Here is a 26,392-nt window from a genome sequence, read left to right as displayed (position 1 = left end):
CTTGTGACTAAAGCATTTAAAAGAATTCATCTGATCGTCATGGACTCTGTCGGCATCGGTGAGGCACCGGATGCTGCTGACTTCGGCGATACAGGAAGCCATACACTTAAGAATACACTGGAAGGATTCGGTGAAAAACTGCCGAATCTGGAACGTCTCGGACTCGGTAATATCGAAGACTTACCGGGGCTGGAAGCGGTAGCTGAGCCCCAAGCGTTCTATACAAAGCTGAGCGAGGCGTCAGTCGGCAAAGACACGATGACAGGGCACTGGGAGATTATGGGTCTGAATATCGATCAGCCGTTCAATGTTTATCCTGACGGGTTTCCGAATGAACTTGTAGCAGAGATTGAAAAGTTATCAGGTCGTAAAGTCGTTGCGAACAAGCCGGCGTCAGGCACGGAGATTATTGAGGAGTATGGTCGTCATCAGATGGAGACCGGCGACTTGATCGTCTATACGTCTGCTGATCCGGTACTGCAGATTGCAGCACATGAAGATATTATTCCGCTTGATGAACTTTACGACATCTGCGAGAAAGTGCGTGAACTGACGAAAGACCCGAAATATTTGATCGGCCGTATCATTGCGCGCCCTTATGTCGGTGAACCGGGCAGCTTCAAGCGCACGTCGAACCGTCATGACTATGCGTTGAAACCATTTGACCGGACAGTCATGAATGCACTGAAAGACGGCGGATTGGATGTCATCGCAATCGGTAAAATCAATGACATTTATGACGGTGAAGGTGTGACAGAAGCCATCCGCACGAAGGATAATATGGACGGCATGGACAAACTGCTCGAAGTCGTAGGCCGGGATTTTGAAGGTATGAGCTTCCTGAACCTTGTGGACTTTGACGCATTGTATGGACATCGCCGTGATAAAGCGGGTTACGCAAACGCCATCAAAGCATTTGATGACCGGTTAGGCGAACTGATCCTGAAACTGCGTGCCGATGACCTTGTCATTATTACCGCAGACCATGGTAATGACCCGACCGCACCAGGTACGGACCATACGCGTGAATATGTGCCGCTGTTAATGTTCAGCCCAAAAATAACGGATTACCATGCGCTGGATGGACAGAACACTTTTGCGGCAATCGGTGCTACTGTCGCTGACAACTTTGAAGTAGATCTGCCGAAATTCGGGCGCAGCTATTTGAGGAATATGGATGTTTAGACGACTATTATACGGCACAGTGTATACGGTTGCCGGCATTCTGCATTTCACGAACGAGGAAGGATTTCGCAAGATTGTGCCGAAGATGCTGCCGTACCGCAAGCTGATCGTGCAGGTGTCGGGCGTAGTGGAAGTGCTGTTCGGGTTGAGTTTGCTTGTGCGTCAACCGGGTCCCGCGACAAAGCGACTATTGAAGCTGTTTTTAATCGCCGTATTTCCTGCGAATGTCTATATGGCAGTGAACAATATTGAGTTCAAAGGCAGACAGCTGCCGTGGTGGGCGCTGTGGGGCCGGCTGCCGCTGCAATGGCTGTTAGTGAAGGAAATGGATAAATTATAATAGACTGACGAGACTGAATTTTGGTCTCGTTTTTTAATGAAATTATTTTTTTTATCAAAATCTGTATAGGTTACAGGATGTTTTCGTCATGAAAATATGGCAGAATTTCAATTTCTGCAGTGACTGGCGGAAACGCGACTCGGCACATCGTGCTATTATAATGGCGGAGGTGAGCCGTTGTTACTGAAGAGCTATGCGAAACATCAGGAATTTCTCTATCTTGAGGCACTGGACACGCGTGTTGTACTGGATGATGACGACTATAGACAGCTGAAAAAATATCAGAGCGGCTATGACGGCGAATGTCAGTTTTATCAGTTGATTGAAACGCTGGATGCCGTAGTGCTCTGGGATATAATGCTGAAAGACAGTGAATTCGTGCAGTATGATTTTATTGTCATTGCAGGAGGGCAGCTATTCGTCTTTGACATTAAGAATCATCGCGGTGTGTATCAAAATGATGCTGGGAATCTGGTCAGAGGCACGCACTGCATCAAAGACCCGAGATCTCAGCTGAAGCGAGCGATTCATCTGCTGCGCACGACACTTGCTGGAGCAGGTATTGACCGGAAAATTACCGGAAGAATTATTTTTATCAATGACACCTTCAGACTGATCGGCTTTGACGGAGATCCCGACATTGTCTTTGCCGCGCAGCTGAATCATGTCATCAGTCATCTGAAGACGTTGCGACCGACTGAGGCAGATATAGCAGTCGGTCAGATGCTTGTCGGGCAGCACTTCGGAGAATATCCATATAAAAAACGCGAGAAGTTATATGACGCGGAGATTGATGCGCGGTTGAGATGTATGAAGTGCCGCAAACTACTGGATGGAACAAATCACAACAAGAAATATATTATATGCCGATGCGGTCACCTGATGAAGCGGGAGGCAGTGATGCTCGCCAATTTACAGGAGATGATGGCAATTAAGCAGGAAACATTCACTATTCAGGATGCGATGGAATGGACAAGCGCTTCCAGAAGTACAGTGAAGAGGTTTTTAAGGAAATATGCAATTAAAACAGGCAATAATCATTCCACCAAGTACGAATTAAAAGATGAATTTCAAGTGGGAGGGGAAATTTTAAGGTCTGAAGGTCAGAACATGATCAGAATTTGAAAAACTGCAGAAAAGTGGCCTTCAGGAGCCGTCTGAAGGCCAGAACATGATCAGAATTTGAAAAATTGCAGAAACGTGGCCTTCAGGAGCCGTCTGAAGGTCAGAACATGACCAGAATTTGAAAAACTGCAGAAACGTGGCCTTCAGGAGTCTTATATTATCAGATAACAAAAAAACAACCAGCCCCCATCATATCGCGAGGGCTGGCTATCCTTCTATTTGACGCTGGATGGCTCTTAAAGTGTGGAGCCAGTCGACAATGTCATCGAAGTTTTCTTGATGGTTGGTGTAGCAGTAGTCTACGAAACAGATGGCATCAGTCAGACGTGTTTTGTCAGCTGTGTTCATCTCTGCTTGATAACGCTGCAATTCTTCTGAAGTGATCAGAGCAGCTTCTGCTTTGTAGCGGGCAAGGGCGTCTTCCCTGCCATAAGTTTCAATGAGCTGCAGGCGTTCTTCTCTATTGAACATGATATCATCTCCGTAATGACATCATACTAGGAAACGGCTGTACGTGCGATTAATTTTCAGTTAATTAATTGTAAATAATGTTAATGCTAAACATCCAGCTATTTTTTCATCGCTTCTGATTTGATAAAATCACTAAGCGCAGCATAGTCATTCACGTGTTTTGACACAAAGAAATTTTTGCGCTTTTTGACGAGCAGGTTGCGCCGGTTTGTCACTGCTTCGGCTGAAAACTTCAGTCCTCTGAAACCATCACGCTTCACGATAATATCTTTCAGATAGAACACTTCATCAAGTGGCAGGCTGTACAAGGCAGAATGCATGAACTGATAGCGTTCAGCTGCTGATGCATCTGACTGCATGTCGGCACGTGTTCCTTTGTTGTCGCGCATAAAGTCACCGGTAAAAAGCGGCAGCTGAGTATATTTTACTTGCGGACGGGTCATGATGGCTTTATAGAGTGCGTGATCGACAGTGTCAGCGATATATAGTTCTTCCTGCATTTCATTATAGCGGGCGAGCAGTTCAATGACCCAGAAAATCAGTGCGGTCAGAATGCCGATGATGATGAGTGTGATGACCCATGACGGGATGCCGGTCATAAGAGACAGCTGTTCCGTAAAGAAAATATCCAGTGTGAAAGGCAGGACACTATAAATATCTGGAAACAACTGTGCCACAAGCAGCTGGACGAACTGTTCAAAAATCAGTCCGATCAATAAGACGAAAAGCACTAAATATAACCAAGGGCGCCAAGCAGTCTTTGGCGTACGTGAAAAAATCATGAATTACCTCCAGGCGTTGACGTTACAAATTATAGATTACCATGTTTCAAATTTTTTTTGTATTGTTTATGCATTAGAACACTTTAAAAGGGTATAGAAGTAATAATTTTAAAAGTGAAAGGAGTTCAACAATGGGCTGCCCATATCATTACGAGAAACCGATCCGACGTTCCGGCAAAGCTAAAGGTACATTTGGCGTACTGCTTGGAGCACTGGCAATCGGAGCTACAGCATTTGTATTATTGAAAGATAAGAAATCTGATCAGGAGGTTAAAGGGAATCAGAATATGCAGCTGTTCAAAAAACGTGAAACGCCGAACAAGTATATCGGTCAGGAGTTTTACATGCCGCACTTTATGCTGAAGAACTTTCACGTGAACCCTGATGAATCAGGTGTGGCGGTACGTATCGACTATACGATCGACGACGTGCTCTACAATCATTTAATGCATAACACACCGCATTATACTTTCCGTTTCACAATGCCTGAAGAACATCAAGCGTTGTTTGAAGGAGACGGCACAGTGAAAGTCATCGGTGACTTAGTCTATGGCACCGGCGATCAGAAAGACTATGCAGTGACATTTAACTTCAAGAAACAGGATGCGGCAAGCGCAGCAGACATTGCAAAGCTTGACGAAACTACAGGTAAATACAAATTAGACATCGTTGATGAACAGCTGAAAGTACTTAATAATTTTGATGACGTGTACGGTGCAGTAAACATTATTCGATTCTAATAGTAAAGAAGCAGTAGAACTGCTTTTTTATTTAGGGTCAATTTTGCATACAAAAATAGGGGGAAAATGTATGAAACGTTTGTTAGGTCTATTAATGGTATTTGTCTTGATGCTTGCAGGATGCGGTGGATTAGTGCCGAAGAGTGACAATAATGCTAAAGATACAAAGGCAAGTAAGGATGGCAAGACAGAAATCCGATTCTGGACATTCTGGGGTTCTGACCCGCGTAAAGCGACACTGAATAAAATTATTGATGACTACAACAAATCTCAGGACAAAGTCGTAGTGAAACATACATACTTGCCTTGGGGTGACATCTGGACGAAAAACTTAGCGGCGATTGCTGCCGGTAATCCAGCTGATGTCGTGATCAATGATATTAACGCAACAGCACTTCGTGGGATGAAAAATCAGGCAGAAGATCTGACGTCGTTCGTCGAAAAAGACAACTTAGCTGACCAGTTCTCAAAAGAGATGTGGGATGCAACGCAGCATGAAGGTAAAACATATGGTATTCCTTATAACACAGATACACGCGTTTTGTTCTATAACAAAGATGCCTTCAAAGAAGCGGGACTTGATCCTAACAAACCGCCGACAACTTGGGAGGAGTTAGAGAAATATTCAGCTATGCTCGATAAGAAAAATGGTTCGACTTATGAAAAAATCGGCTTCTATCCGTTGTTCGGAGTCGGTCCTGATATTTGGCTGACTAATGCCAACCATAAAAACTACATTGATATGGATGGTAATGTTTCTATCGATACTCAGAAGAACATCGACACGATGAACTGGCTGAAAAAATGGCAGGATAAATACGGCAGCGATACATTACAGAAATTCCAGGCTAAATTCGATAGTCAGCAAGGTAACCCGTTCTTCGCAGGAAATGTCGGCATGATTATTAAAGACCAGAGTTTTGCGACACAGATGGATGATTACGCGAAAGACATCGATTACGGTGTAGCACCACTGCCGGCTCCTAAAGCAGGCGAAGAGCCAACAAGCTGGGGCGGCGGATTCGTCGCTGAAATTCCTAAAGGCTCTAAACATAAAGAAGAAGCTTATGACTTCATCAAATTCCTGACCAACGAGAAAAATCAGCAGTACTGGGCTGAACAAACATTTGACTTAGTGGCAAATGAAAAAGCAGCCGAAGCCGCTGGTAAAAATTTAACAGGTAATAAGAAAGTAGCGTATCAGCAGGCAGTTGATAATATGGAACATACGATTCTCACACCAGTACCAGTATCAGCACCTGATTACTTCAACTTAGTCAATCCGCAGTTTGATAATATTATGCAAGGTAAAAAATCTACTGAAGATGGACTGCAAAAAGCACAAGCTGATGTGGAGAAATTAGTCGAACAGAACAAGAAGTAGGTGTCAGCATGAAAAAAAATAAAGATAATCTGGCCGGTTACTTGTTCATATCGCCATGGATATTTGGGTTCCTAGTGTTTACACTAGGCCCGATTCTTTTTTCACTCTATGCAAGTTTTACGAATTATAATATCACGTCACAGATGGATTTTGTCGGACTGTCCAACTATTCAAGATTATTCAAGGAAGATGAACTGTTTTATACGTCTATGATGAACACGTTATTCTTCGTTATCTTTTCTGTGCCGCTGACAACAGTAGGCGCAATTCTGTTGTCACTCATGATGAATCAGGATGTTCCCGGCATGAGGATTTTCAGAACGATCTATTATTTGCCGGCTGTACTGTCAGGCGTCGGCGTGTATTTATTATGGATGCAGCTGCTTGATCCATCAACCGGACTAGTCAACACGGTGCTCGGCTATATCGGCATCGATGGTCCGAACTGGCTGCTGGATCCTGAATGGACGAAACCATCGCTGATTTTCATGAAGTTGTGGAGTGTCGGTGGCAGTATGCTGCTTTATCTCGCGAGTCTGCAAGGAGTCTCAAAGTCACTTTATGAGGCCGCGGATATGGACGGGGCGAATAGCTTTCAGAAGTTTTTCAATATTACACTGCCGATGATTACACCGATTATCTTCTTTGATATTGTGACGAGTACAATCGGTGCGTTCCAGATATTCCAGGAAGCGTACGTCATGAGTAGCGATGGCGCGGGTTCACCGTCGAACTCACTGCTATTCTACAATCTGTATATGTGGCTGAAGGCGTTCAAGGCGTTTGACATGGGCTACGCGATGGCGATGAGCTGGATTTTATTTGTACTCGTCCTCATTCTGACGGTAGTCAATTTAAAACTCGCGCCGCGCTGGGTGCATTATGAGGGAGGCGAGGATAACTGATGAGAAACCAAGTCAGTCCGTTCTGGCGGTGGTTCAACTTTATTCTTCTAGTAGCCGGGTCTCTCGTCATCTTGAGCCCGATCTGGTGGATGATTGCAACCTCACTCAAAACAATGGAAGAAATTATGGGCGGGACACCGACCTTTATACCGAAAGAATGGCATTTCGAGAATTACATGAACACATGGAAAGCAGCACCGTTTACGACTTATGCGGTGAACTCGGTCGTGATCACATTGATCAGTGTCGTCGCTAATGTCTTTGTGAATGCGTTTATTGCATACGGCTTTGCGAAGCTCGACTTTAAGGGCAAGAAGATATGGTTTTTGATTGTGCTCGGCACGATGATGATACCGGGATTTGTCACACTCATTCCGCAGTATGTACTGTTTGCAAAACTGCATCTGTTGAATACGTACTATCCGCTCATTCTGCCGGCATTTTTCGGCAGTGCGTTCAACATCTTCCTGCTGCGTCAGTTCTTTATGGGCATTCCGAAGTCCTATATTGAAGCCGCGCGTATGGAAGGAGCGAGTCATTTTTACATCTTCAGAAAAATCGGTCTGCCACTTGTGCTGCCGGCGCTTGCAACTGTTGCGATATTTACGTTTAACGGTGTATGGAATGACTTCCTGGGACCACTGCTTTATATTAATGACGAAAATCTTTATACTTTGCAGATCGGTCTGCAAGTCTTCAAAGAACGAAGTACAACGCAATGGAATTATTTGATGGCAGGCTCACTGATGGTCTTGTTGCCGGTCATCGTCCTGTTCTTCATATTCCAGAAATACTTCATTCAAGGCTCCAATATTACAGGACAAAGTTCTGTCGATAAATAAAATCCCGCTGATGCGGGATTTTTTAGTGCTTGTTTGTTTGAAGGCCAGATCATGAGCAGAATTTGAGAAACTGCAGAAACGTGGCCTTCAGGAGCCGTTTGAAGGCCAGAAAAAGAGGCCCGCATAAAAATGCAGACCTCAATCATCATGTTAATCCTGATAAATGACGTTCCATTCATCTTTCTTAGCTAACATGTCACTTGCGAGTGCCTTGGCGCCGTCCAGGCTGTGGCTTGCTGCCCAGCCGCACTGTACTTCGTTGCACGCTGGGACTTCCGTCGCTGCCAGTACGTCGTTCAATGTGTTTTCCAGAATGACTAGGACATCATTATAGTCAGCGTGGTTGATCAGTGACAGATAAAAACCGGTCTGACAGCCCATCGGCGAAATATCGATGACTTTGTCTGTATGGTTACGGATATTTTCTGCCATTAAATGTTCCAGTGAATGGAGCGCAGGCATGTCCATATGTTCTTTGTTCGGCTGTTTGAAACGGATATCATATTTATGAATGACATCGCCGTTCTGACCTTCTTTAACTCCGGCGATACGGACAAATGGTGCTTTAACTTTCGTATGGTCTAGGTTAAAACTTTCTACGTTCATTTTCTGCATCATCAACACTCCTTAATGAATAGCTTCAAAGCCTTGTTTTAAGTCTTCCAGCAGGTCTTCGCTGTCTTCGATACCGACAGAAATTCTGACGAGCCCGTCGGTAATGCCGAGTTCTAGTCGGCGTTCGCGTGGAATAGAGGCATGGGTCATCTGACTAGGCACTGAAATCAGGCTTTCTACTGCGCCCAGTGATTCTGCAAGCGTAAAGTAATGAAGAGATTTAACGAGCAGTTCCGCTTTTTCCTTCGAACCGACGTCAAAGGAAATCATGCCGCCGAATCCTGATGCCTGGCGTTTCTGAACCGCTAATTGCTTGTCACTCAACTGGCTAGGGTGGAAGACCGCTGTCACTTGAGGATTATTGTTCAAATAGTCGACAATCTCAAGCGTCGTTTTTTCTGTCTGTTCCATGCGCAGCGCAAGTGTCTTAATACCGCGGACTAACAAAAAGCTATCCTGTGGTCCGAGTACGCCGCCGACTGAATTCTGGATAAAGCCTAAATCTTCAGCAATCTTTTCATTTTTCGTCACGAGCAGCCCTGCTACAACATCGCTATGTCCGCCGATGTATTTTGTTGCTGAGTGCAGCACGATATCAGCGCCGAGGTCTAGCGGATTCTGGAAATACGGTGTCATAAATGTATTGTCAACGACTGTGATCAGTCCGTGTTCTTTCGCGACCTTCGACATGCGTTCGATATCAGTGACGTTCAGCAGCGGATTAGTCGGTGTTTCTATATATAACATTTTAGTGTCTTCTGTAATAGCAGCTTTGACCGCTTCTTCGTCTGTCGTATCCACGAAAGTCGACTTGACGCCGATGCGGTCGAACACTTTTGTGAAGACGCGGTACGTGCCGCCGTACACATCTGAACCGACGACGATATGGTCGCCGGCATTAAGCAGCATGACAGCCGCTGATACAGCCGCCATGCCTGAAGCGAAAGCGAAACCATCAGTGCCGTGCTCGAGATCTGCAATCAATGACTCAAGTGCTGAACGCGTCGGATTTTTTGTTCTTGAATACTCATAGCCCTGTCTTAAATTACCGATACCGTCCTGTTGATAAGTGCTTGTCTGGTAAATAGGAGTAGATACTGCTCCTGTGAATTCATCTGTTGTCTGACCCCCGTGGATCATCATTGTTTTCTTTTTCATCATTTTTCTCCTCATTCATATATATGCTGTGATAAATAACGGTCGCTTGCATCCGGAAAGATGACGACGACATTTCCTTTGACGTTTTGTGCCTGGTTCAGCGCGGCAGTGAGGGAAGCACCGGACGAGCTGCCGACGAGCAGACCTTCCTGCACTGCCAGCTGTTTTACTGCAGCGAATGCAGCATCGTCGCTAATGGTCTCGACTGCGTCTATTAAGTTATGCTCTAAAAATTCCGGCCATACTTCCACGCCGATACCTTCAGTACGATGTGATCCACTCGCACCGCCGTTTAAGATGGAGCCGACTGGTTCGACGATGACTGTACGTGTACCTGTTGGTTTCAGACGTTCAGCAAGCCCTGTAAATGTTCCGCCGCTGCCTGCACCTGCCACTATCATATCGACTGTGCCGACAGCGTCCGTGATTTCACGTGCAAGTTTATCATAACTTGCCGGATTATCTAACGTTTCAAACTGGTTAGTATAAAATGCACCGGTCGCATCAGCATAGCTTTTTGCCGCTGCTCTCGCACCAAGCATGCCGTCTGCTGTCGCTGTGTGAACAAGCTCGGCACCAAGCGCGCGCATAATATCCTGCTTCTCAACGCTGAATTTCTGAGGAACATAGACGCGAAGTTTGAGTCCATGCGCCTGGCACGCAAGCGCAAGACCGATTCCTGTGTTGCCGGCAGTCGCTTCTACGACTTCTCCTGTCTTGATGTCACCGCGAAATAGCGCCTGTTCTATAATGTTCTGTCCTAGTCGGTCCTTTATTGAGCCGCCAAGATTATACATTTCGAGCTTTGCAAACAACCGGACACCAGCAGGGAGTTTAAATGTCGTCAGTTCGACAAGTGGTGTATCGCCGATTAAATCAGCCGGTCGCTTGAAATTCTTTTTTGTCAGCACTTGCAGATGTGCAAATTTATTCAGCTGAACAGCCTCGTAGTTATAGCCGCTCCGCTCTGCCAGCATATGCATGTGTTGTTTGAGCGGATAATACTCACGGTTCAGATCATCGACCAGATTATGATAGCCGAGGCTGCGATAATAGTCGATAATCTCCTGCTTCTCTTCTATGCTGTTAAATACTGTATCCAGAATGATGATGCGGCCGTCTTCGCTCAACAATGAATGGTAATCTTTAATAGCTGTTTCTTTTTCGCTATCAGTTAGATGATGGAACGCAAACGAACTGATGATTGTATCAGCCGGCTGCTTGTCAAAATGCAGGAAATCTCCGTGCTGAAACACGAGACCTGTCTTATGCTCACCGATTGCTGCCATCTCACGGCTTGGTTCCACTGCGGTTATTTCGAGTCCTTTATTCTGCAGCAGCAGCGTCAAGTTGCCAGTACCTGGTCCGAATTCAATCGTCCGGCCATGCGCGCGTTTCGCCGCTTCTCCGAGCATAAAAGGATAGTTTTCGAAGACATCCTTATACTCAGGATTATGACCCGTTACAGCCTCGTCGTAATTGTCAGCCCATTCTTCAAAAATATCCATAAAAGATAAAGACATTAATACACCTCTTTTTCCTACTGCTTAACTCGGAATTAATAATAACACGTCAAAAAGACATTGGCAACGAAATGATTTGTTTCAAAGAGATGGACGTACTATAATGGCTAAAAGGTTAAGATATCTGATTATTTTGTTAATTGTCCGAAAGAGGTGAGCGTGATGAGGAGAGTCGTCGTACAGCCATATGATAGCATATGGCAGCATCTATATATCGAAGAAGCACGCAAGCTGCGGGAGATCTTCAAAGACCAGTTGATGGCAATTTATCATATTGGATCGACTGCTGTGCCGGGTTTAGCCGCGAAACCGATTATTGATATCATGCCGGTCGTCAAAGATATCGAAGCGATCGACCAATTGACTGAGCGTATGATGGCACTCGGTTACGAGGCAAAAGGTGAAAACGGGATATCAGGACGGCGCTATTTCCAAAAAGGAGGAGACGACCGGACCCACCACGTTCATGTCTATCAGCAGGGGAACCCGGAAGTGACACGGCATCTGGCGTTTAGAGATTACCTTAGGACGTTCCGCGGCGAGATGGAGCGCTATCAGCATCTGAAAGTAGAGCTTGCAAAACTATATCCGTTCGATATTGATTCCTATGTAGAAGGTAAAAATGTCTTTATATTAGTGATGGAGCAAAAAGCACTATCGTGGTATAACAGTTCGCTGAAGCAGACAGATGAGATGATTTCTTCTTAAACTTTCCTTAAAAATCCTCTTACACTATTGAATAAAGAGTTCGTAAATGCTATAAAAAGGCAAAGAGGTGAGATGATGACAAGTGTGCTGATTGTAGAAGATGAGATTGAAATTGCTGAAATGATCCGTTTTATTCTGCTGAAGGAAGGATTCAGTCCCGTTAATATCGCAACATGTTACAGCGATGCTGAAAGTCAGCTTAGGATTCATCACGATACATATATACTCGATATCAACCTGCCGGACGGGTCAGGCTATATGCTGGCAGAGAAAATCAGGACATTCTCGAAGGCACCGATTCTCTATGTTTCAGCGAATGTCACTGATGAAGATAAGTTGAAAGGATTTGCGACGGGTGCAGATGATTATATTACAAAACCTTTCAATCCGCTGATTCTTGCTGCCCGTGTCAAAGCCAATGCTGAGCGCTATGTGCGTGATTACCGCAACGTCGCGTTTTTCTTTGACGAGCAGAAGGCTGAGCTGATTATCAAGGGAGAGACCTATCATCTGTCAGGCAAGCAGTACCTTCTGATGCAGTTTCTCTATGAGAATCAGAACAGAGTGCTGACGAAAGAAGAGATCTACGAAGCGGTATGGGAGAACCGCTTTATCGACGACAACACGGTCATGGTCCATATTAGAAAACTGAGAGAGAAGCTTGAGGACAACCCGAGTGTGCCGAAACGCCTGCTGACTGTGCGCAGCGTCGGCTATATCCTAAAAGTAGGAATAGAAGAATGAGCATCGAACGGAAGTTCACGTGGCGATTCATCAATTACTTTTTGCTGCTCTATGTGCTGATCAATATTGCGATTATCGCATTGTTCATCTATTTGATAATACGGTGGAATGGTACGCTTCTCACCGGCGATCTGTCGACTGAATCGACATCAACAATGCAATCACTGATTAACGTGGAGGATGAAAAAATCTCTATTACGGAGCCGCTCGCCGTGGCACTGAAGAAAAATAAAAGCATGCTCGTCATAAGAGACAGTGACGGCACCATCTTGAAGATTTTTAATCAGAACGGTGAAAAACTGCACGGCCTGTACTGGTACTATATTCAGGACGTGACCTCGTGGTCGCTTACACCTGACCGGCAGGCTGTACTGATCAACCGGAAACCGATTGTCAAGGCCGCCGAAATGTTTGATTTGAGACAGGACGCAGCATTGAAGCGTTATATGGATATGCACGAAATCGGTCTGTTCGTTCAAAGCTCGAGAGCAGCTGAACTGAAGAAAGTTCATGGCAGTTTCTCGACGAATCTTGTAGAGAAAGCATGGTTTCAGGATTTAAACGGTGATAACTTCAATGAATATAACATCCGTGAAACGATGCGGGACGGTAATTATTACTTATTAGTCGAAAAGAATCCGAGAGTACTGGATAAGCAGATTATCTTCGATGACAATGGTGCGTTTAAAGACGAAGCGTTTATTAATGGCTTGAAAAACTTCTTCATCGGCTATTTGTTGTTCTCGGTTGTCATATTTGGTATTATCCTTGCACTTGCGCTGCTGGTCGGACACCGGCTGACCAGACCGCTCGTGCACTTTGTCGACTGGGTGAAAATGCTGCAGAACGGGAATTACGCGGTGCCATATAATGATAAGATTTACCGCCGTGATCGGTTGCGTCGAAAATACCGGGTGTATACTTCTGTTGATGATTCCATCAAGGATCTGACGACAAAGCTTCGGCAGGACGAGCAGTATCAGGAGCGAATCGGTAAGCTGCGTGAAGAATGGATTGCAGGCATCAGTCATGACTTGAAGACGCCGCTTAGTTCCATATATGGCTACAGCAAGCTTTTGACAAGTGATATAGAGATTTCTGCTGAAGAACGGCAGCAGTTTGCACAGATCATAGAAGACAAGGCGCTGTATATCGATACATTGATCAAAGATCTGAATATGACCTATCAGCTGAAAAGTGAAGTGCTGGATTTCAATAAGGAAGAAACACGTATCGTCCCGTACATCAATGATTTTGTTGTCCATTATAACCAGCCAGGTCTCCGCTATGTCAATCAGACGGATGCGGTCGTTCATATTGACCGGGAAAGAATGAAGCGAGTGCTGCTTAATATCATCTCGAATGCCTTTGTGCATAACGATTCTGTTGAAGTCTGGATCAATACAACTGTAGCAGATCATCAGCTCATTATTTCAATCGCAGATAACGGCAGTGGCATTAAGAAAGAAGATCTCCCTTATATATTCGATCACTATTACAGAGGAACGAATACAACGTCCGACCATAACGGCTCGGGTCTCGGTCTTGCCATTGCCCGGCAGATTGTCAAAGGACACGGGGGTCATATAGAAGTGGAAAGTTCAGTGGCAGGGACACGGTTCAGAATCTACCTGCCTGCTATTAAAAAATTCCGGGCATCAGAGTGAAATGAAATGGTTGACGGATCTTCTCAGAAATTATATAGTAATCAATAACAATTAAATCACTTATCAAGACGGATCGAGGGAAAGGCCCTATGACGTCCAGCAACCTGCCCTTTGGTAAGGTGCTAACTCCTACAGCAGTCATGCTGGAAGATAAGAAGAAGAGACATTCCTTATCTTTTAGGAATGTCTCTTTTGCTTTCTTGATAGTAGTGGGACAGGAAGGAAATCACTTATGACAACAAAATATAACATAGCAGCAGAACACACGCAGCAGATTACAGACTTTATTACGGCACATCAGGAGGAAATCATCAATATCAGCCATGCGATTCATGCGCGGCCGGAGCTCGGCAATGAGGAATTCTTCGCGCAGCAGGAATTGTCAGAACTGCTGGAGAAAGGCGGGTTCAATGTCGTGCGCGATATTGCAGGACATCACACAGGATTTATTGCAACTTACGAAGCAGAGAAGGAAGGACCGGTCATCGCATTCCTCGCAGAATATGATGCGCTGCCGGACCTGGGTCACGCATGCGGTCATAATATTATCGGGACGAGCAGCGTGCTGGCAGCGCTGAGCTTGAAGACAGTGATCGATGATATCGGCGGAGTGATCAAAGTGTTCGGCACACCGGCAGAAGAAGGCGGGGTCAACGGCAGTGCGAAGGCAACATACGTCAAAGCAGGGCTGTTTGATGACTGTGACGTCGCACTCATGGTTCACCCGGGACACGAATCATATCGTACTGTACCCACGCTCGCAGTCGACGTATTTGAAGTAGAATTTTTCGGAAAAAGCGCGCATGCTTCTGAGAATGCGTTCAACGGAGTCAATGCGCTCGATATGATGATCAGCTTCTTCAACGGGGTCGCGCAGCTGCGGCAACATATTAAACCAAAAGATAAAGTTCATGGTATTATATTAAATGGTGGCGCAAGTGCCAACATTGTTCCTGATTATACTAAAGCAAGATTTTACACGCGCGCGCTTAGCCGCCGTGATCTGGATGTCCTGACACAGAAAGTGGAGCGCATTGCGGCAGGAGCAGCGGACATGGCAGGTGGACAGTACAGACTGAAGCCGATTCAAAATGGCGTCGACGAGTTTATATTGAATGACCGGCTTGACGACTTATTCGAGCGTCACGCTGCGCTTCACGGAGAAGTGATTCAGCACGATGATTTTGGTTTCGGGTCAACAGATACAGGGAATGTGAGCCATGTCATTCCGACCATTCATCCGCATCTGAAAATCGGTCCGTCAACGCTTATCGGTCACACATATGAATTTGAGCAGGCGGCAGCAAGCGCTGAAGGAGACCGTGCATTGCTGCAGGGTGCACGTATAATGGCGACAATGGCAGTTGAGCTTATCACACAACCAGCTGTACTTGAGGAAATCAAACAGCTGCATCAACGTCTGAAGGGGTAAATTAATGAACAACTTTACGGCTAAACTACCGCTGACACTACACCGATTATATGGTGATCATGTAGTTTTCACATCTCGTCCGTCATTCGGTAAAAATCCATGGCTGACAGCAGAACTTCACCAATCCAACATGCTGACAGCACGTGAACTGCTGATTGCGGATATGCCGGTCATTCTTCACGAGGCGACTGTCGGTGAGAAAACTAATAAGCTGTTTGAAGCTGCGGGACTTGAACTTCCTGAAAATTACCGCGTTTATACAGACGAGCAGTCTTATAACGCAAGGTTAAGAGAAGCAGAGCAGAAGGGTGAGAAAATCTTCTTTCAATATGCTCATGAAACAGAATATGTGAATCCGGAAGCATCTTATCTCGACCGTCAGACATTCATCGCGCTGAACAATAAAATGCGCCTGGAAGAATGGACGAAGGGTAAGTTTCTGCCGAAGCGTGAAATCGTACATGCAGAACAGCTTGCAGAACGGCTTCAAGACTGGCAGTTTCCTTATGTGCTGAAGCCTGCTGATGACCATCCGACAGCAGGAGGATACGGCGTTATGATCTGTTATCACGATGAAGATCTGAAGAATGCATTGAAGCGTATCGGTGCAGTAGAAAGTGCCAGTGACTTTGTCATCGAAGACTTCATCAAGACAGAAGCCAATTACTGCGTGCAGTATGCTTACAGCGATGAATTAGGACTCAGCTATATCGGTGCTTCTATTCAGGAAACGAACGAGTATGGTAAATATAAAGGTAACATCACAGCCGATCACGTACCTGACAGCGTCATTGAAGCAGGAAAAGAAATTATGCAGAACGGCGTTGACGCAGGATACAGAGGAATTGCAGGATTCGATCTGCTGGTGGACGATAAAGGTGACGTCTATGCCATCGACTTGAACTTCCGTCAGAACGGTTCAACGTCACTGCTGCTTATCAATGATCTTCTGGCAGGAGAATATAAGAAATTTCTCGGCTATTATTCTGAGATTGAGAACAGCAGATTTTTTGAACGCGTGCTCGAAGAAGTGCAGGCAGGACAACTGTTCCCGCTCGCTTATTACGATGGTGATTTCTACAAGAAAGATGAAACGCCTTCACGTTTCGTCGGCATATGGCACGGCACTAAAGAAGAAGTTGAAGCGAAAAATAAGGCATTCACCACTTTTAATACAGCTGAATAAAAAAATTAATTCCCGCAGACTTGTGTAGACTGCGGGAATTTTTGTGTTTATAAGCAAAATTGAAAAACGTGGCCTTCAGGAGCTGTTTGAAGGCCAGAACATGATCAGAATTTGAAAAACTGTAAAAATGTGGCCTTCAGGAGCCGTTTGAAGGCCAGAACTTAACCCGAATTTAAGAAACTGCAAAAATGTGGCCTTCAGGAGATAATTATTGCAATAACTAGCATTCATTCATCAATCAGTCACTTCAATTCCAAATAAGGAGATGATATCTGCCGCCTGATAACGATTCACTTTAATGCCGACTAGGTCTCCAGCTTGAATTGTAATGCCTTCTATTTCGGAGGTGCTGAGGTTAAGTCCGCTGAGAGGCGTTTCAATAAATGTCGTACGAGTTAGCCGGCAAGTATGCATTAGCCACTTTTTCGGGTCAACATGATAGAAATAACTTTCTGTCTTATCACAATCAGTGAATTTTACACCATCCAGCTGACTGTCGACAAGGTTTAATAGATTGAGCTTACAGCCTTCAAAACTGACATCTTTCATACGAACGTTATGACAGCTGAAGCCGGTCATCTGACAATGGGCGAAACGAGCGCGGCGGAAGCTGATATTCTCAAAATTCAGATTCATCAGCTGGCATTTCTCAAACACTGTATCCGTCACATGGACCGCCGAGAAATCTCCTTCAAACTGACATGCCGTAAAAATCATTTCATCTAATTCCCGCAAATCCGCATCTATTGTGATGACGCAGTTTTTATAATGACAACGACCGCCGTCATGAGTTAGTACGACATGCTGATTTTCTATCACTTCACTGCTGGACTTGTGGTTCTTTAACTTTCATCCATCAGCCTCATCGTTCCGACGGCCCCTGAGTATTCACCGTTCTCTATGAAGTAGGGCTTGAAGCCGCGCAGTACAGTGTAATCCATGACGACTTCACGGAGCAGTGCATTATTCAGAAATGATGAGCCGATATAGACGACGTGTTCTGTCTTGAACTCGCGCGCCGCATGAATTGAGATGGTCGTCACTGTTTCACCGACGATGCCCATGACGGCTGCCAGTTTATCATCCGCAGTAAATGTCATGTCGTGCATGTTGTGCAGCACGTTGCCGAAGTTCGCTGCAGTCAGGTCTCCTGGTATCGGCGTTTTATCGCCTTTATAAATGTGCTTGACTTTAAGGTCGATCTTATCGCGGTCGCCTGATAATGCCCGTTCTGTCACTTCATTGAAATCAGTCAGTTCTGTCAAAAGATAGCTGAGCCCTTGAATCATCCCGCCGCCTGCGCCTGTTCCACCAGCACGCAGCTGGTTGTCGCCATCTGCAAAGTGGATGGATGTGCCAGTCCCGACGTTCGCGAAGACATAATGATCAAGAGAGATGTTAAGTTGTTCAAGAAAGCTTTGGATGCCTCTGAACGTCGCATCGAACTCGATTGACTGGAATGCATCATGCGGAATCAATGACTGGAGAAAAGTCGCTTTGCCACCGGTCAGTGCAACGCGAGCTTCCGGCAGTGTAGTCAGCCATGCTGCGACTTCTTCTATTTCAGCGGACGGCTGTTTCTTGAAAGTCAGCTGTCCGTCTTCCTCGATAGCAATTTTAATCAATGTACCGCCTGCATCTATCCCTATTTTCATGTCGTTACCTCGCTCAAGTTTTTGTTTTTATTCTACCTCTTATTATATGTTTCTGTACATAAAAAAAGGAACGGGTGCAGTCCCGTTCCTTTTTTGAGTTGCCTAGGTAAATTAATTATAGCAGTAAACTAAAATAATTAGAATGACTTTTCAAATGTTTTTATAATTTTTATGAAATTACTCATTATAATGAAGATATAAGAATTTTCAGATTTCCATTGACTGAATGTTCATTCATTATGTAGAATGGTGACAAAGGGTCAAGGGGGTAGGGAATGGATAAGTTGATTTACTTGAACTGGATCATGTTCTTGGCTGTTACAGGCTATGCAATTTATTTGTTTATTTATTTAGTAAGAACACGTTATGAGTTTATTAAGCTCGGCAGGAAACATGAGTTCAATGCAAGACGTGACAAGCGTATCAATAAAGTACTTGTCAATGTGTTCGGTCAGAAGAAACTGCTGAAGGATAAGAAATCTGGAACGATTCACGTGATATTTTTCTATGGATTTCTACTCGTGCAGTTTGGCGCAATCGATCTGATCATTAAAGGATTATTACCCGGGAAACATCTGCCGTTCGGACCGGTCTATCCGTTCTTCACGTTTTTCCAGGAACTTGTCACACTGATGATTTTAGTGGCTGTTGCCTGGGCATTTTACCGGCGCTACGTCGAAAAACTGCCGCGTCTGAAAAGAGGATGGAAAGCGGGACTTGTGCTGATTTTTATCGGGGGATTAATGATATCAGTGCTGCTTGCTAACGCGATGCAGCTCATCTGGCACGGCGAAACAGCTGTTCACTTTGCGGAACCGATCGCATCAACGATTGCTGCTGCTTTAAGTTTTGTTCCGCAGTCAGCTGCAGCAGCACTGTTTTTTGTGTTCTGGTGGCTGCACTTACTGTTTTTACTGTCATTCCTCGTCTACGTGCCGCAATCAAAGCATGCACATTTAATTGCCGGACCGGCCAATGTCTATTTGAATCGGACACGGCCGACGGGAAAACTTGATAAGCTGGATTTTGACATTGAAGAAGAGACCGCGGATGAGGCAGAAGAACCAGCGTTCGGCGTGTCGAAGATCGATCAGTTCACCGATAAGCAGCTGCTGGATCTCTATGCTTGTGTAGAATGCGGGCGCTGTACCAATATGTGTCCTGCATCAATTACAGGGAAGGCACTGTCGCCGATGCATATCATCACGAAGCTGCGCGATCACCTGACGATGACCGGCGCTGCAGTTACGAGAAAATCTCCATGGGTACCAGCGCCGATGTTTTCAAATACGCTCGGTAACCAGCTGGCAGTAAGTTCAGCGCCGAGCGAGCTGTACAATCCGCAGATGGTCGGAGAAGTGGTCACAGAAGATGAGTTATGGGCGTGCACGACGTGCCGAAACTGTGAGGACCAATGCCCGGTGATGAATGAACATGTCGACAAAATCATCGATATGCGCCGCTATTTAGTGATGACGGAAGGCCGGATGAAGCCGGATGCACAGCGGGCCATGCAGAATATTGAGCGTCAGGGCAATCCGTGGGGGCTGAACAAGAAGGACAAGGAAAAATGGCGCGATGATTATCCTGACATTCATATTCCGACTGTCAAAGAGATGGGCGACACGAGTTTTGAGTATTTGTTCTGGGTGTCATCCATGGGCGCGTTTGATAAACGCTCACAGAAAATCGCGGCAAGTTTCTGTGAGCTGCTGAATAAAGCAGGTGTCACGTTTGCGATACTCGGTAATAAGGAGCGGAACTCAGGAGACACCGTGCGCAGGCTCGGCAATGAGTTCCTGTTCCAGGAGCTCGCGGAGAAGAACGTCAAAGATATTGAGAAAACAGGCGCGACTAAGCTCGTCACCATTGACCCACATGCTTATCATACGTTTAAAAATGAATATCCTGACTTCGGACTGAATATAGAAGTCAGACATCATACCGAGTTGCTTGCGGAGCTGATAGCAGACGGGCGTCTTCAGCCGGGAGAATCGCTTGACGAGACCATCACTTATCACGACTCGTGCTATCTCGGCCGCTACAATGATATTTACAGCGCGCCGCGTCAATTGCTTGAATCCATCGGGGCGAATGTCGTCGAGATTAAGCGTAACCGCCAGGATGCAATGTGCTGCGGTGCGGGCGGCGGTATGATGTGGACAGAAGAAGAAGGGGAACGCGTCAACGTCAACCGTACAGAGCAGGCGCTCAGAACGAATGCGACGACAATCGCCACAGCCTGCCCGTTCTGTCTGACGATGATTTCTGACGGTACGAAAGCATTGGAAGTGAGTGACCATGTTCAGACGAAAGATTTAGCGGAATTACTGAATGAATCCATCAAAAAAGGGGTAGTGTAAAGATGACTGAGGTAGTAATTGTTGCTGGTAAGAGAACACCATTTGGTAAACTGGGCGGCAGTCTGAAGACAAAGTCGGCGAGTGAACTAGGTGGAATTGCGATTCGAGGAGCGCTGGACAGTATTAATCTGGCACCGGACAAAGTCGATGCTGTTATTATGGGTAACGTGCTGCAGGCGGGTCAGGGTCAGCTGCCGTCACGGCAGGCGCAGAGCCACGCAGGTATTCCGTTTAATGTGCATACAGAGACAATCAACAAAGTGTGTGCATCAGGCATGCGGTCTGTCTCTCATGCAATGGATCAGATTAAACTGGGTCATTACGAGACTGTCGTCGCAGGTGGTATGGAGTCGATGTCGAACGCTGTATTTTTCTCAAAGGATATGAGATACGGTAAGATGATGGGCAACGTCGAACTGATTGATGGTTTGATCTATGACGGGCTGACCTGCAGTTTCACGGGCGGACATATGGGCGTATACGGTGACCAGACCGCTGCGAAATTCAACTTGACACGTGAGGCACAGGATCAGTTCAGCTATGATTCTCATCAGAAGGCGATTGCAGCCATTGATGCCGGATTGTTTGACGATGAGATCACGCCCGTTGAAGTAAAAGGGCGGAGGGAAACAGTGATTGTCGATACAGACGAAGCGCCGCGCCGCGATACGACTGTCGATAAGCTCAGTACATTGAAACCTGCATTCGTTAAAGAAGGCGGTACAGTGACAGCCGGTAATGCACCGGGCATTAACGACGGAGCATGTGCCCTTGTTCTGATGTCTAGAGAGCACGCAGAGCAGGAAGGTTATGACGTCCTTGCGACATTGCTTGCCCATAGTGAAATCGGGGTTGCTCCTGAATGTTTCCCGGAAACGCCGGGTCTTGTCATCAATAAGATGCTTGAAGAACAAGGACTGACGTCAGACGACATCGCTCTATTTGAAATGAACGAAGCATTCAGCGCAGTCGCCCTTGCCAGCCAGCAGATTGCACAGCTGCCATCAGAAAAAATAAATAAAAATGGAGGGGCAGTCGCTCTTGGCCATCCGATTGGTGCGAGCGGTGCCCGGATTATTCTGACGCTGATTCACAGCTTAAAACGCGCAGGCGGAGGAAAAGGTATTGCCGCAATATGCAGCGGCGGTGGTCAGGGGGACGCTATTCTCCTGGAGGTATAACAGTGGAATATAAAGGATCTCAGATTGATATCGTACAGTATAACGAGAAGTATAGAGCACAGCTTGAATCATTTGAACTGGAAGAACGTCAGCTCATCTATTCCTCGCTGCCGAAAGAAGTGCTTGACGAAGGATTGATGGACGCGAACAGACGACCATGCATCGTGCTTAACAAAGAAGGCGAAGTCGTAGGATTTTTTGTGCTGCATCAATTTTATCAGCACGAAGGTTACGATACACCGATTAATGCGGTTTATGTCAGAAGTCTGTCTATCAACGCGAAACTGCAGGGGTCAGGCTACGGCACGGAAATCATGATGAATATTCCGACGTTTGTCCAGACTGTGTTTCCTGATTTCGAAAACCTATATTTAGTTGTTGATGCTGAAAACCAGGCAGCGTGGAATTTATACGAACGCGCAGGATTTCTGCATCTCGCGACAAATCCGGAAGGGCCGCTCGGCAAGGAGCGTCTCTATTATCTCGATCTTGAAGGGAAGTATGTATCGAAACTGCGCCTAGTGCAGCAGGGAAATGTCATTATCCTTGAAAAAGACGGCGAGGCAACTGGACATATCAAACTGGAGATTGAAGGAAAGACCGCATATATCACTGCATTTGAAACAGCAGATGCTGCAGTCAGAGAAAGCGCGCTGCGTCAACTCGCGACCTTTGTCCGAAAAACAGCAGCTGAAGTCGAACAGCTTGTCGTCAGGACCGATGAGCCGGAAGACTATTTGAATGCCAATTTTGTCCATATGGATCAGCAGGAACCAGACGTCTTGACTAAACTAATCAGATATTAGCATGTGACACAGCTGAATCATAAAGCGATTTGTGGTTTGGCTGTTTTCATGCAGCAAAGGGGTATGAAGATGGACTTCAAATTAACAGATGAGCAGCAGATGCTGAAGAAAATGGTGCGAGAATTTGCGCTCGAGAGAATCGCACCGAGTGTCAAAGAACGGGACAAAAAAGCCCGATTTGACCGGGAACTGTTCAACCAGATGGGGGAACTAGGACTGACAGGAATCGTCATTCCAGAAGAATACGGCGGCGCGGGGATGGATTACTTGAGCTACTCCATCTGTCTTGAGGAACTGTCACGAGTCGATCCGTCGCTCGGAGTCACGCTATCTGTGCATGTGTCGCTCGGCTGCGTACCTATTTATCGCTTCGGCTCCGAGGCGCAGAAGCAGCAATATTTGACGAAGCTTACGAGCGGGGAATATCTCGCAGCTTATGCACTCAGTGAACCGAACGCAGGAAGTGATGTCAACGCCATGACGCTCGCGGCGCGGCGAGTTGACGATGGATTCGTATTGAACGGAACGAAGATCTGGATTACGTCAGGCGGTTACGCTGATATTTATATTGTATTTGCACGCACAGAGCAGGGGATGACGTGCTTTATGATAGAAAAGGATGCTGCTGGATTCTCGGTTGGTAAGAAAGAAGACAAGATGGGACTCAGGTCTTCTGCGACGACGGAAATTATTTTTGATGACGTTTTTGTGCATCTGGACAATGTTTTAGGGTCAGTTGGGGATGGCTTTAAAATTGCGATGGCGGCTTTAGACGGCGGGCGGATGGGCATTGCCTCGCAGGCAGTTGGAATCGCTCAGAGCGCGCTCGACCACGCGACAGAATACGCTGGTACCCGCGAGACATTCGGCAGGAAGATCATTCAGCATCAAGGGGTCGGATTTATGCTTGCTGATATGGCGACGGAAATAGAAGCGGCGAGACTGCTGACGCGTCAGGCAGCGTGGTATTTATCAGCTGGACGGCCGCATACTATGTTCAGCAGTATGGCGAAACTGTTTGCTGGTGACACCGCGATGAAAGCAGCAGTTGACGCGGTGCAGATATTTGGTGGTTACGGCTACACGACAGATTATCCTGTTGAACGTATTATGCGCGATGCAAAGATTACGCAGATTTATGAAGGGACGCAGCAGATTCAGAGACTGGTGATTTCAAGGCAGCTTGCACAGTAGCAGAATTTACTGGAAAAACAGCTGTGTTCTTGATATGATGAACTGTGAATAAAAATCGACTGAACGAGCTGAAAGGACGAACTTTAATGAAAATCCGTGAATATACTAAAGAAATGATGAACGAAAACTCATTTATTGACCTTGCCTACCTTTATTTAAGTGAGCAGGGCAAAGATACTGGTCTTTATGACATGATCGATGAATTCAAGAAAATCGGTGGCTATAAGGACGAAGAAATCGAAACACGTGTACTGCAATTTTACACGGATTTAAATACAGATGGTCGCTTCCTGTCTACAGGTGAAAACCTGTGGGGACTTCGTGACTGGTACTCTGTCGATGATATCGAAGAGAAAATTGCACCTACTGTTCAGAAGTTTGATGTACTTGATGAAGATGAAGATGATGCGAACATCGTTCTGCTTGGAGAAGAAGAGGTAGAAGATGAGCTTGATGTTGTCGTTCAAGGAGGTTCTGATGAAGAGAACCTTGAAGACCCGGAAGATGAAGAAGTAGAAGACGAAATCGGTACAGCCGGTCTTGTTGTAGAAGAAGACGGATTCGAAGATGAAGACGAAGAAGATTACGAAGATGAAGAAGAAGACTTCGAGAAAGAAGAATAAGTTTTTCCTTGATGTTGACATTCGACCTAAAAGTGATTATTATTTTACTTGGGCTCCTTTAATTAGGACAAACGTATAAACCAATACGCTCCCTTTGCGATTTGCAAAAGGAGCGTTTTTTATTTTTTAATCAGGAGGAAAGCAATGACTAAATTTATATTTGTGACTGGCGGCGTTGTTTCGTCACTAGGTAAAGGGATAACGGCAGCAAGCTTAGGCAGATTATTAAAAGACCGTGGATTGAACGTAACGATTCAGAAGTTTGACCCGTATTTGAACGTTGACCCAGGTACGATGAGTCCGTATCAGCACGGAGAGGTGTTCGTGACAGATGACGGCGCAGAGACAGACTTGGACCTTGGGCACTACGAGCGTTTCATCGATATCAACTTGAATCAGTATTCCAACGTGACAGCGGGGAAAGTATACTCACACGTATTGAAAAAGGAACGCCGAGGTGATTATTTAGGCGGTACAGTGCAGGTCATCCCTCATATCACCAATGAAATCAAATCACGTCTGCTGCTTGCAGGTGAGAGCACGAAAGCGGACGTTGTCATCACTGAAATCGGTGGAACAACAGGGGACATCGAGTCACTGCCGTTTTTAGAATCCATCCGTCAGATCAAGAGCGATCTCGGTCGTGAGAACGTGATGTATATCCACTGTACACTGCTGCCGTATATTAAAGCTGCGGGAGAAATGAAGACGAAACCGACACAGCACAGCGTGAAAGAACTGCGTGGACTGGGCATTCAGCCGGATATGATTGTCGTCCGTACAGAATATGAGATGACTCAGGATTTGCGCGATAAGATTGCATTATTCTGTGACATCGACAAAAAATCTGTGATTGAATGCCGCGATGCGGATACATTATACCAAGTGCCGCTTGCACTAAAAGAACAGAAGATGGATGATATCGTTATCAACCGTCTAGGGCTTGAAGCGACAGAAGAAGCTGAGCTGACTGAGTGGACAAAATTACTTGAGACCGTGCGTAATTTAAACGGAAAAACGCGTATTGCTTTAGTCGGAAAATATGTAGCACTGCAGGATGCTTATTTATCAGTGGCAGAAGCGTTGAAGCATGCAGGCTACGAGTTCGGCAAAGAAGTGGAAATCAAATGGATTCATTCTGAAAGTCTTGATGTAACCAACTTTAAAGAAGAATTAAGTGACGTCGACGGTATTCTAATTCCAGGAGGATTCGGTGAACGCGGTATTGAAGGCAAAATTTTAGCGACCCAGTATGCGCGTGAAAACAATATTCCGTTCCTCGGCATCTGTCTCGGCATGCAGCTCGCGACTGTTGAATTCGCACGTAACGTCGTCGGATTGGAAGGCGCGCATTCAGCAGAACTTGATCCGAATACACCGTATCCAGTCATCGCCTTACTGCCTGATCAGAAAGATGTCGTCGATCTTGGCGGCACACTGCGTCTTGGATTATATCCATGTCAGCTTGTCGAAGGTACGAAAGCACACGAAGCTTACGGCGAAGAATTAGTGCAGGAACGTCATCGTCACCGTTATGAATTTAACAACGAATTCAGAGCACACCTGGAAGAAAAAGGCCTCGTGTTCTCAGGCACTTCTCCCGATGGTCGCCTCGTTGAAATCGTCGAAATCCCGGAACATAAATGGTTCGTCGCATGTCAGTTCCACCCAGAATTCTTGTCACGTCCGACAAGACCGCAGAAATTATTCAGAGGATTCATCGAAGCAACCCTTCAATAGTCAAAAGCCGCTCAAAATTTGAG

The 26,392-nt window shown here is 45.8% G+C and carries 25 protein-coding genes and 1 riboswitch; of the genes, 18 read left to right on the top strand and 7 right to left on the bottom strand.

The features are described 5' to 3' along the window. The first annotated feature begins 3 nt into the window (after positions 1-3). From deoB to ERX29_RS06860, 3 genes are all read left to right on the top strand, one after another. Positions 4-1,185, top strand: a complete 1,182-nt coding sequence (gene deoB / locus ERX29_RS06870; protein WP_133443962.1) for a phosphopentomutase — start codon at positions 4-6, stop codon at positions 1,183-1,185. After that, positions 1,178-1,525, top strand: a complete 348-nt coding sequence (locus ERX29_RS06865; protein WP_133443961.1) for a DoxX family protein — start codon at positions 1,178-1,180, stop codon at positions 1,523-1,525. The genes deoB and ERX29_RS06865 overlap by 8 nt, the downstream gene beginning before the upstream one ends. A 177-nt stretch (positions 1,526-1,702) precedes the next feature. Then, complete coding sequence (locus ERX29_RS06860) at positions 1,703-2,650, top strand: nuclease-related domain-containing protein (protein WP_165981090.1); 948 nt, start codon at positions 1,703-1,705, stop codon at positions 2,648-2,650. Positions 2,651-2,857: 207 nt separating this feature from the next. Here the strand turns inward: ERX29_RS06860 and ERX29_RS06855 are convergent, their stop codons facing one another. Together ERX29_RS06855 and ERX29_RS06850 are read right to left on the bottom strand one after the other, a co-directional pair. Beyond that, positions 2,858-3,121 (bottom strand): hypothetical protein, encoded by a 264-nt coding sequence (locus ERX29_RS06855; RefSeq protein WP_133443959.1) that lies wholly within the window; start codon positions 3,119-3,121, stop codon positions 2,858-2,860. A 98-nt stretch (positions 3,122-3,219) separates the two neighbouring features. After that, positions 3,220-3,903, bottom strand: coding sequence for a hypothetical protein (locus ERX29_RS06850; RefSeq protein ID WP_133443958.1), 684 nt, complete (start codon positions 3,901-3,903; stop codon positions 3,220-3,222). A 131-nt stretch (positions 3,904-4,034) separates the two neighbouring features. On the opposite strand from ERX29_RS06850, the gene ERX29_RS06845 reads away from it, so the two are divergent. From ERX29_RS06845 to ERX29_RS06830, 4 genes are all read left to right on the top strand, one after another. Further along, positions 4,035-4,643: a hypothetical protein gene (locus ERX29_RS06845; protein WP_133443957.1), complete on the top strand. Its 609-nt coding sequence runs from the start codon at positions 4,035-4,037 to the stop codon at positions 4,641-4,643. A 70-nt stretch (positions 4,644-4,713) separates the two neighbouring features. Next, complete coding sequence (locus tag ERX29_RS06840; RefSeq protein ID WP_133443956.1) at positions 4,714-6,027, top strand: ABC transporter substrate-binding protein; 1,314 nt, start codon at positions 4,714-4,716, stop codon at positions 6,025-6,027. An 8-nt stretch (positions 6,028-6,035) separates the two neighbouring features. Beyond that, positions 6,036-6,932, top strand: coding sequence for a carbohydrate ABC transporter permease (locus ERX29_RS06835; RefSeq protein ID WP_133443955.1), 897 nt, complete (start codon positions 6,036-6,038; stop codon positions 6,930-6,932). Further along, positions 6,932-7,774 (top strand): carbohydrate ABC transporter permease, encoded by an 843-nt coding sequence (locus tag ERX29_RS06830; RefSeq protein ID WP_133443954.1) that lies wholly within the window; start codon positions 6,932-6,934, stop codon positions 7,772-7,774. The genes ERX29_RS06835 and ERX29_RS06830 overlap by 1 nt, the downstream gene beginning before the upstream one ends. Before the next feature lie 150 nt (positions 7,775-7,924). Here ERX29_RS06830 and ERX29_RS06825 read toward each other — a convergent pair whose 3' ends face one another. The 3 genes from ERX29_RS06825 to ERX29_RS11145 are packed head-to-tail and all read right to left on the bottom strand — an operon-like array spanning position 7,925 to position 11,070. After that, a complete protein-coding gene (locus tag ERX29_RS06825) occupies positions 7,925-8,389 on the bottom strand; it encodes an S-ribosylhomocysteine lyase (protein ID WP_133443953.1) in 465 nt (154 codons plus the stop codon). Positions 8,390-8,401: 12 nt separating this feature from the next. After that, complete coding sequence (locus ERX29_RS06820) at positions 8,402-9,547, bottom strand: bifunctional cystathionine gamma-lyase/homocysteine desulfhydrase (protein ID WP_133443952.1); 1,146 nt, start codon at positions 9,545-9,547, stop codon at positions 8,402-8,404. A gap of 11 nt (positions 9,548-9,558) precedes the next feature. After that, complete coding sequence (locus ERX29_RS11145) at positions 9,559-11,070, bottom strand: pyridoxal-phosphate dependent enzyme (protein WP_133443951.1); 1,512 nt, start codon at positions 11,068-11,070, stop codon at positions 9,559-9,561. A gap of 162 nt (positions 11,071-11,232) precedes the next feature. Between ERX29_RS11145 and ERX29_RS06810 the strand changes: the two genes are divergently transcribed. From ERX29_RS06810 to ldmS, 5 genes are all read left to right on the top strand, one after another. Beyond that, positions 11,233-11,778, top strand: a complete 546-nt coding sequence (locus ERX29_RS06810) for a GrpB family protein (protein WP_133443950.1) — start codon at positions 11,233-11,235, stop codon at positions 11,776-11,778. Between the two features lie 75 nt (positions 11,779-11,853). Continuing rightward, on the top strand, positions 11,854-12,522 hold the full coding sequence (locus ERX29_RS06805; protein WP_243720001.1) for a response regulator transcription factor: 669 nt from the start codon (positions 11,854-11,856) through the stop codon (positions 12,520-12,522). After that, complete coding sequence (locus tag ERX29_RS06800) at positions 12,519-14,189, top strand: sensor histidine kinase (protein ID WP_133443948.1); 1,671 nt, start codon at positions 12,519-12,521, stop codon at positions 14,187-14,189. The genes ERX29_RS06805 and ERX29_RS06800 overlap by 4 nt, the downstream gene beginning before the upstream one ends. Positions 14,190-14,246: 57 nt before the next feature. Beyond that, positions 14,247-14,346, top strand: a riboswitch (SAM riboswitch). Between the two features lie 75 nt (positions 14,347-14,421). Beyond that, positions 14,422-15,621, top strand: coding sequence for a M20 family metallopeptidase (locus ERX29_RS06795; protein ID WP_133443947.1), 1,200 nt, complete (start codon positions 14,422-14,424; stop codon positions 15,619-15,621). Between the two features lie 4 nt (positions 15,622-15,625). Then, positions 15,626-16,807 carry an L-aspartate--L-methionine ligase LdmS gene (gene ldmS, locus ERX29_RS06790; protein WP_133443946.1) on the top strand — a complete coding sequence of 394 codons (1,182 nt, stop codon included), beginning with the start codon at positions 15,626-15,628 and terminating at the stop codon, positions 16,805-16,807. Positions 16,808-17,041: 234 nt separating this feature from the next. On the opposite strand, the gene ERX29_RS06785 is transcribed toward ldmS, so the two are convergent. Both ERX29_RS06785 and coaW read right to left on the bottom strand, forming a co-directional pair. Next, positions 17,042-17,626 carry a pentapeptide repeat-containing protein gene (locus tag ERX29_RS06785; RefSeq protein ID WP_133443945.1) on the bottom strand — a complete coding sequence of 195 codons (585 nt, stop codon included), beginning with the start codon at positions 17,624-17,626 and terminating at the stop codon, positions 17,042-17,044. Positions 17,627-17,649: 23 nt separating this feature from the next. After that, positions 17,650-18,462, bottom strand: coding sequence for a type II pantothenate kinase (gene coaW / locus ERX29_RS06780; RefSeq protein WP_133443944.1), 813 nt, complete (start codon positions 18,460-18,462; stop codon positions 17,650-17,652). A 275-nt stretch (positions 18,463-18,737) separates the two neighbouring features. Between coaW and ERX29_RS06775 the strand changes: the two genes are divergently transcribed. The 6 genes from ERX29_RS06775 (at position 18,738) to ERX29_RS06750 (ending at position 26,369) form a co-directional block, all read left to right on the top strand. After that, positions 18,738-20,825 carry a (Fe-S)-binding protein gene (locus ERX29_RS06775; RefSeq protein ID WP_133443943.1) on the top strand — a complete coding sequence of 696 codons (2,088 nt, stop codon included), beginning with the start codon at positions 18,738-18,740 and terminating at the stop codon, positions 20,823-20,825. 2 nt (positions 20,826-20,827) lie between these two features. Beyond that, positions 20,828-22,006: an acetyl-CoA C-acetyltransferase gene (locus tag ERX29_RS06770; protein WP_133443942.1), complete on the top strand. Its 1,179-nt coding sequence runs from the start codon at positions 20,828-20,830 to the stop codon at positions 22,004-22,006. Then, positions 22,003-22,812 carry a GNAT family N-acetyltransferase gene (locus tag ERX29_RS06765; protein ID WP_424960630.1) on the top strand — a complete coding sequence of 270 codons (810 nt, stop codon included), beginning with the start codon at positions 22,003-22,005 and terminating at the stop codon, positions 22,810-22,812. The genes ERX29_RS06770 and ERX29_RS06765 overlap by 4 nt, the downstream gene beginning before the upstream one ends. Positions 22,813-22,881: 69 nt before the next feature. After that, on the top strand, positions 22,882-24,006 hold the full coding sequence (locus ERX29_RS06760; protein WP_133443940.1) for an acyl-CoA dehydrogenase: 1,125 nt from the start codon (positions 22,882-22,884) through the stop codon (positions 24,004-24,006). 86 nt (positions 24,007-24,092) lie between these two features. After that, positions 24,093-24,629 carry a DNA-directed RNA polymerase subunit delta gene (gene rpoE / locus ERX29_RS06755; protein WP_133443976.1) on the top strand — a complete coding sequence of 179 codons (537 nt, stop codon included), beginning with the start codon at positions 24,093-24,095 and terminating at the stop codon, positions 24,627-24,629. Positions 24,630-24,773: 144 nt separating this feature from the next. Further along, the gene (locus tag ERX29_RS06750) at positions 24,774-26,369 is read left to right on the top strand and encodes a CTP synthase (protein ID WP_133443939.1); all 1,596 of its coding nucleotides are present in this window, start codon (positions 24,774-24,776) and stop codon (positions 26,367-26,369) included. Positions 26,370-26,392 lie beyond the last annotated feature (23 nt).

Source organism: Macrococcus lamae (genome assembly GCF_004359545.1).
GTDB classification, from domain to species: Bacteria; Bacillota; Bacilli; order Staphylococcales; family Staphylococcaceae; genus Macrococcus; species Macrococcus lamae.
This window is presented reverse-complemented; position numbering and strand designations above follow the sequence as displayed.

Bases quoted from the DNA above. Each gene is read 5' to 3' on its own strand.
- ERX29_RS06830 (WP_133443954.1), top strand. From the start codon at position 6,932: ATGAGAAACCAAGTCAGTCCGTTCTGGCGGTGGTTCAACTTTATTCTT.
- ERX29_RS06810 (WP_133443950.1), top strand. From the start codon at position 11,233: ATGAGGAGAGTCGTCGTACAGCCATATGATAGCATATGGCAGCATCTA.
- ERX29_RS06850 (WP_133443958.1), bottom strand. From the start codon at position 3,903: ATGATTTTTTCACGTACGCCAAAGACTGCTTGGCGCCCTTGGTTATAT.
- ldmS (WP_133443946.1), top strand. From the start codon at position 15,626: ATGAACAACTTTACGGCTAAACTACCGCTGACACTACACCGATTATAT.
- ERX29_RS06775 (WP_133443943.1), top strand. From the start codon at position 18,738: ATGGATAAGTTGATTTACTTGAACTGGATCATGTTCTTGGCTGTTACA.
- ERX29_RS06770 (WP_133443942.1), top strand. From the start codon at position 20,828: ATGACTGAGGTAGTAATTGTTGCTGGTAAGAGAACACCATTTGGTAAA.
- ERX29_RS11145 (WP_133443951.1), bottom strand. From the start codon at position 11,070: ATGTCTTTATCTTTTATGGATATTTTTGAAGAATGGGCTGACAATTAC.
- ERX29_RS06800 (WP_133443948.1), top strand. From the start codon at position 12,519: ATGAGCATCGAACGGAAGTTCACGTGGCGATTCATCAATTACTTTTTG.
- ERX29_RS06825 (WP_133443953.1), bottom strand. From the start codon at position 8,389: ATGCAGAAAATGAACGTAGAAAGTTTTAACCTAGACCATACGAAAGTT.
- ERX29_RS06845 (WP_133443957.1), top strand. From the start codon at position 4,035: ATGGGCTGCCCATATCATTACGAGAAACCGATCCGACGTTCCGGCAAA.
- ERX29_RS06750 (WP_133443939.1), top strand. From the start codon at position 24,774: ATGACTAAATTTATATTTGTGACTGGCGGCGTTGTTTCGTCACTAGGT.
- ERX29_RS06795 (WP_133443947.1), top strand. From the start codon at position 14,422: ATGACAACAAAATATAACATAGCAGCAGAACACACGCAGCAGATTACA.
- coaW (WP_133443944.1), bottom strand. From the start codon at position 18,462: ATGAAAATAGGGATAGATGCAGGCGGTACATTGATTAAAATTGCTATC.
- ERX29_RS06855 (WP_133443959.1), bottom strand. From the start codon at position 3,121: ATGTTCAATAGAGAAGAACGCCTGCAGCTCATTGAAACTTATGGCAGG.
- ERX29_RS06820 (WP_133443952.1), bottom strand. From the start codon at position 9,547: ATGAAAAAGAAAACAATGATGATCCACGGGGGTCAGACAACAGATGAA.
- ERX29_RS06835 (WP_133443955.1), top strand. From the start codon at position 6,036: ATGAAAAAAAATAAAGATAATCTGGCCGGTTACTTGTTCATATCGCCA.
- ERX29_RS06805 (WP_243720001.1), top strand. From the start codon at position 11,854: ATGACAAGTGTGCTGATTGTAGAAGATGAGATTGAAATTGCTGAAATG.
- ERX29_RS06865 (WP_133443961.1), top strand. From the start codon at position 1,178: ATGTTTAGACGACTATTATACGGCACAGTGTATACGGTTGCCGGCATT.
- rpoE (WP_133443976.1), top strand. From the start codon at position 24,093: ATGAAAATCCGTGAATATACTAAAGAAATGATGAACGAAAACTCATTT.
- ERX29_RS06840 (WP_133443956.1), top strand. From the start codon at position 4,714: ATGAAACGTTTGTTAGGTCTATTAATGGTATTTGTCTTGATGCTTGCA.
- ERX29_RS06760 (WP_133443940.1), top strand. From the start codon at position 22,882: ATGGACTTCAAATTAACAGATGAGCAGCAGATGCTGAAGAAAATGGTG.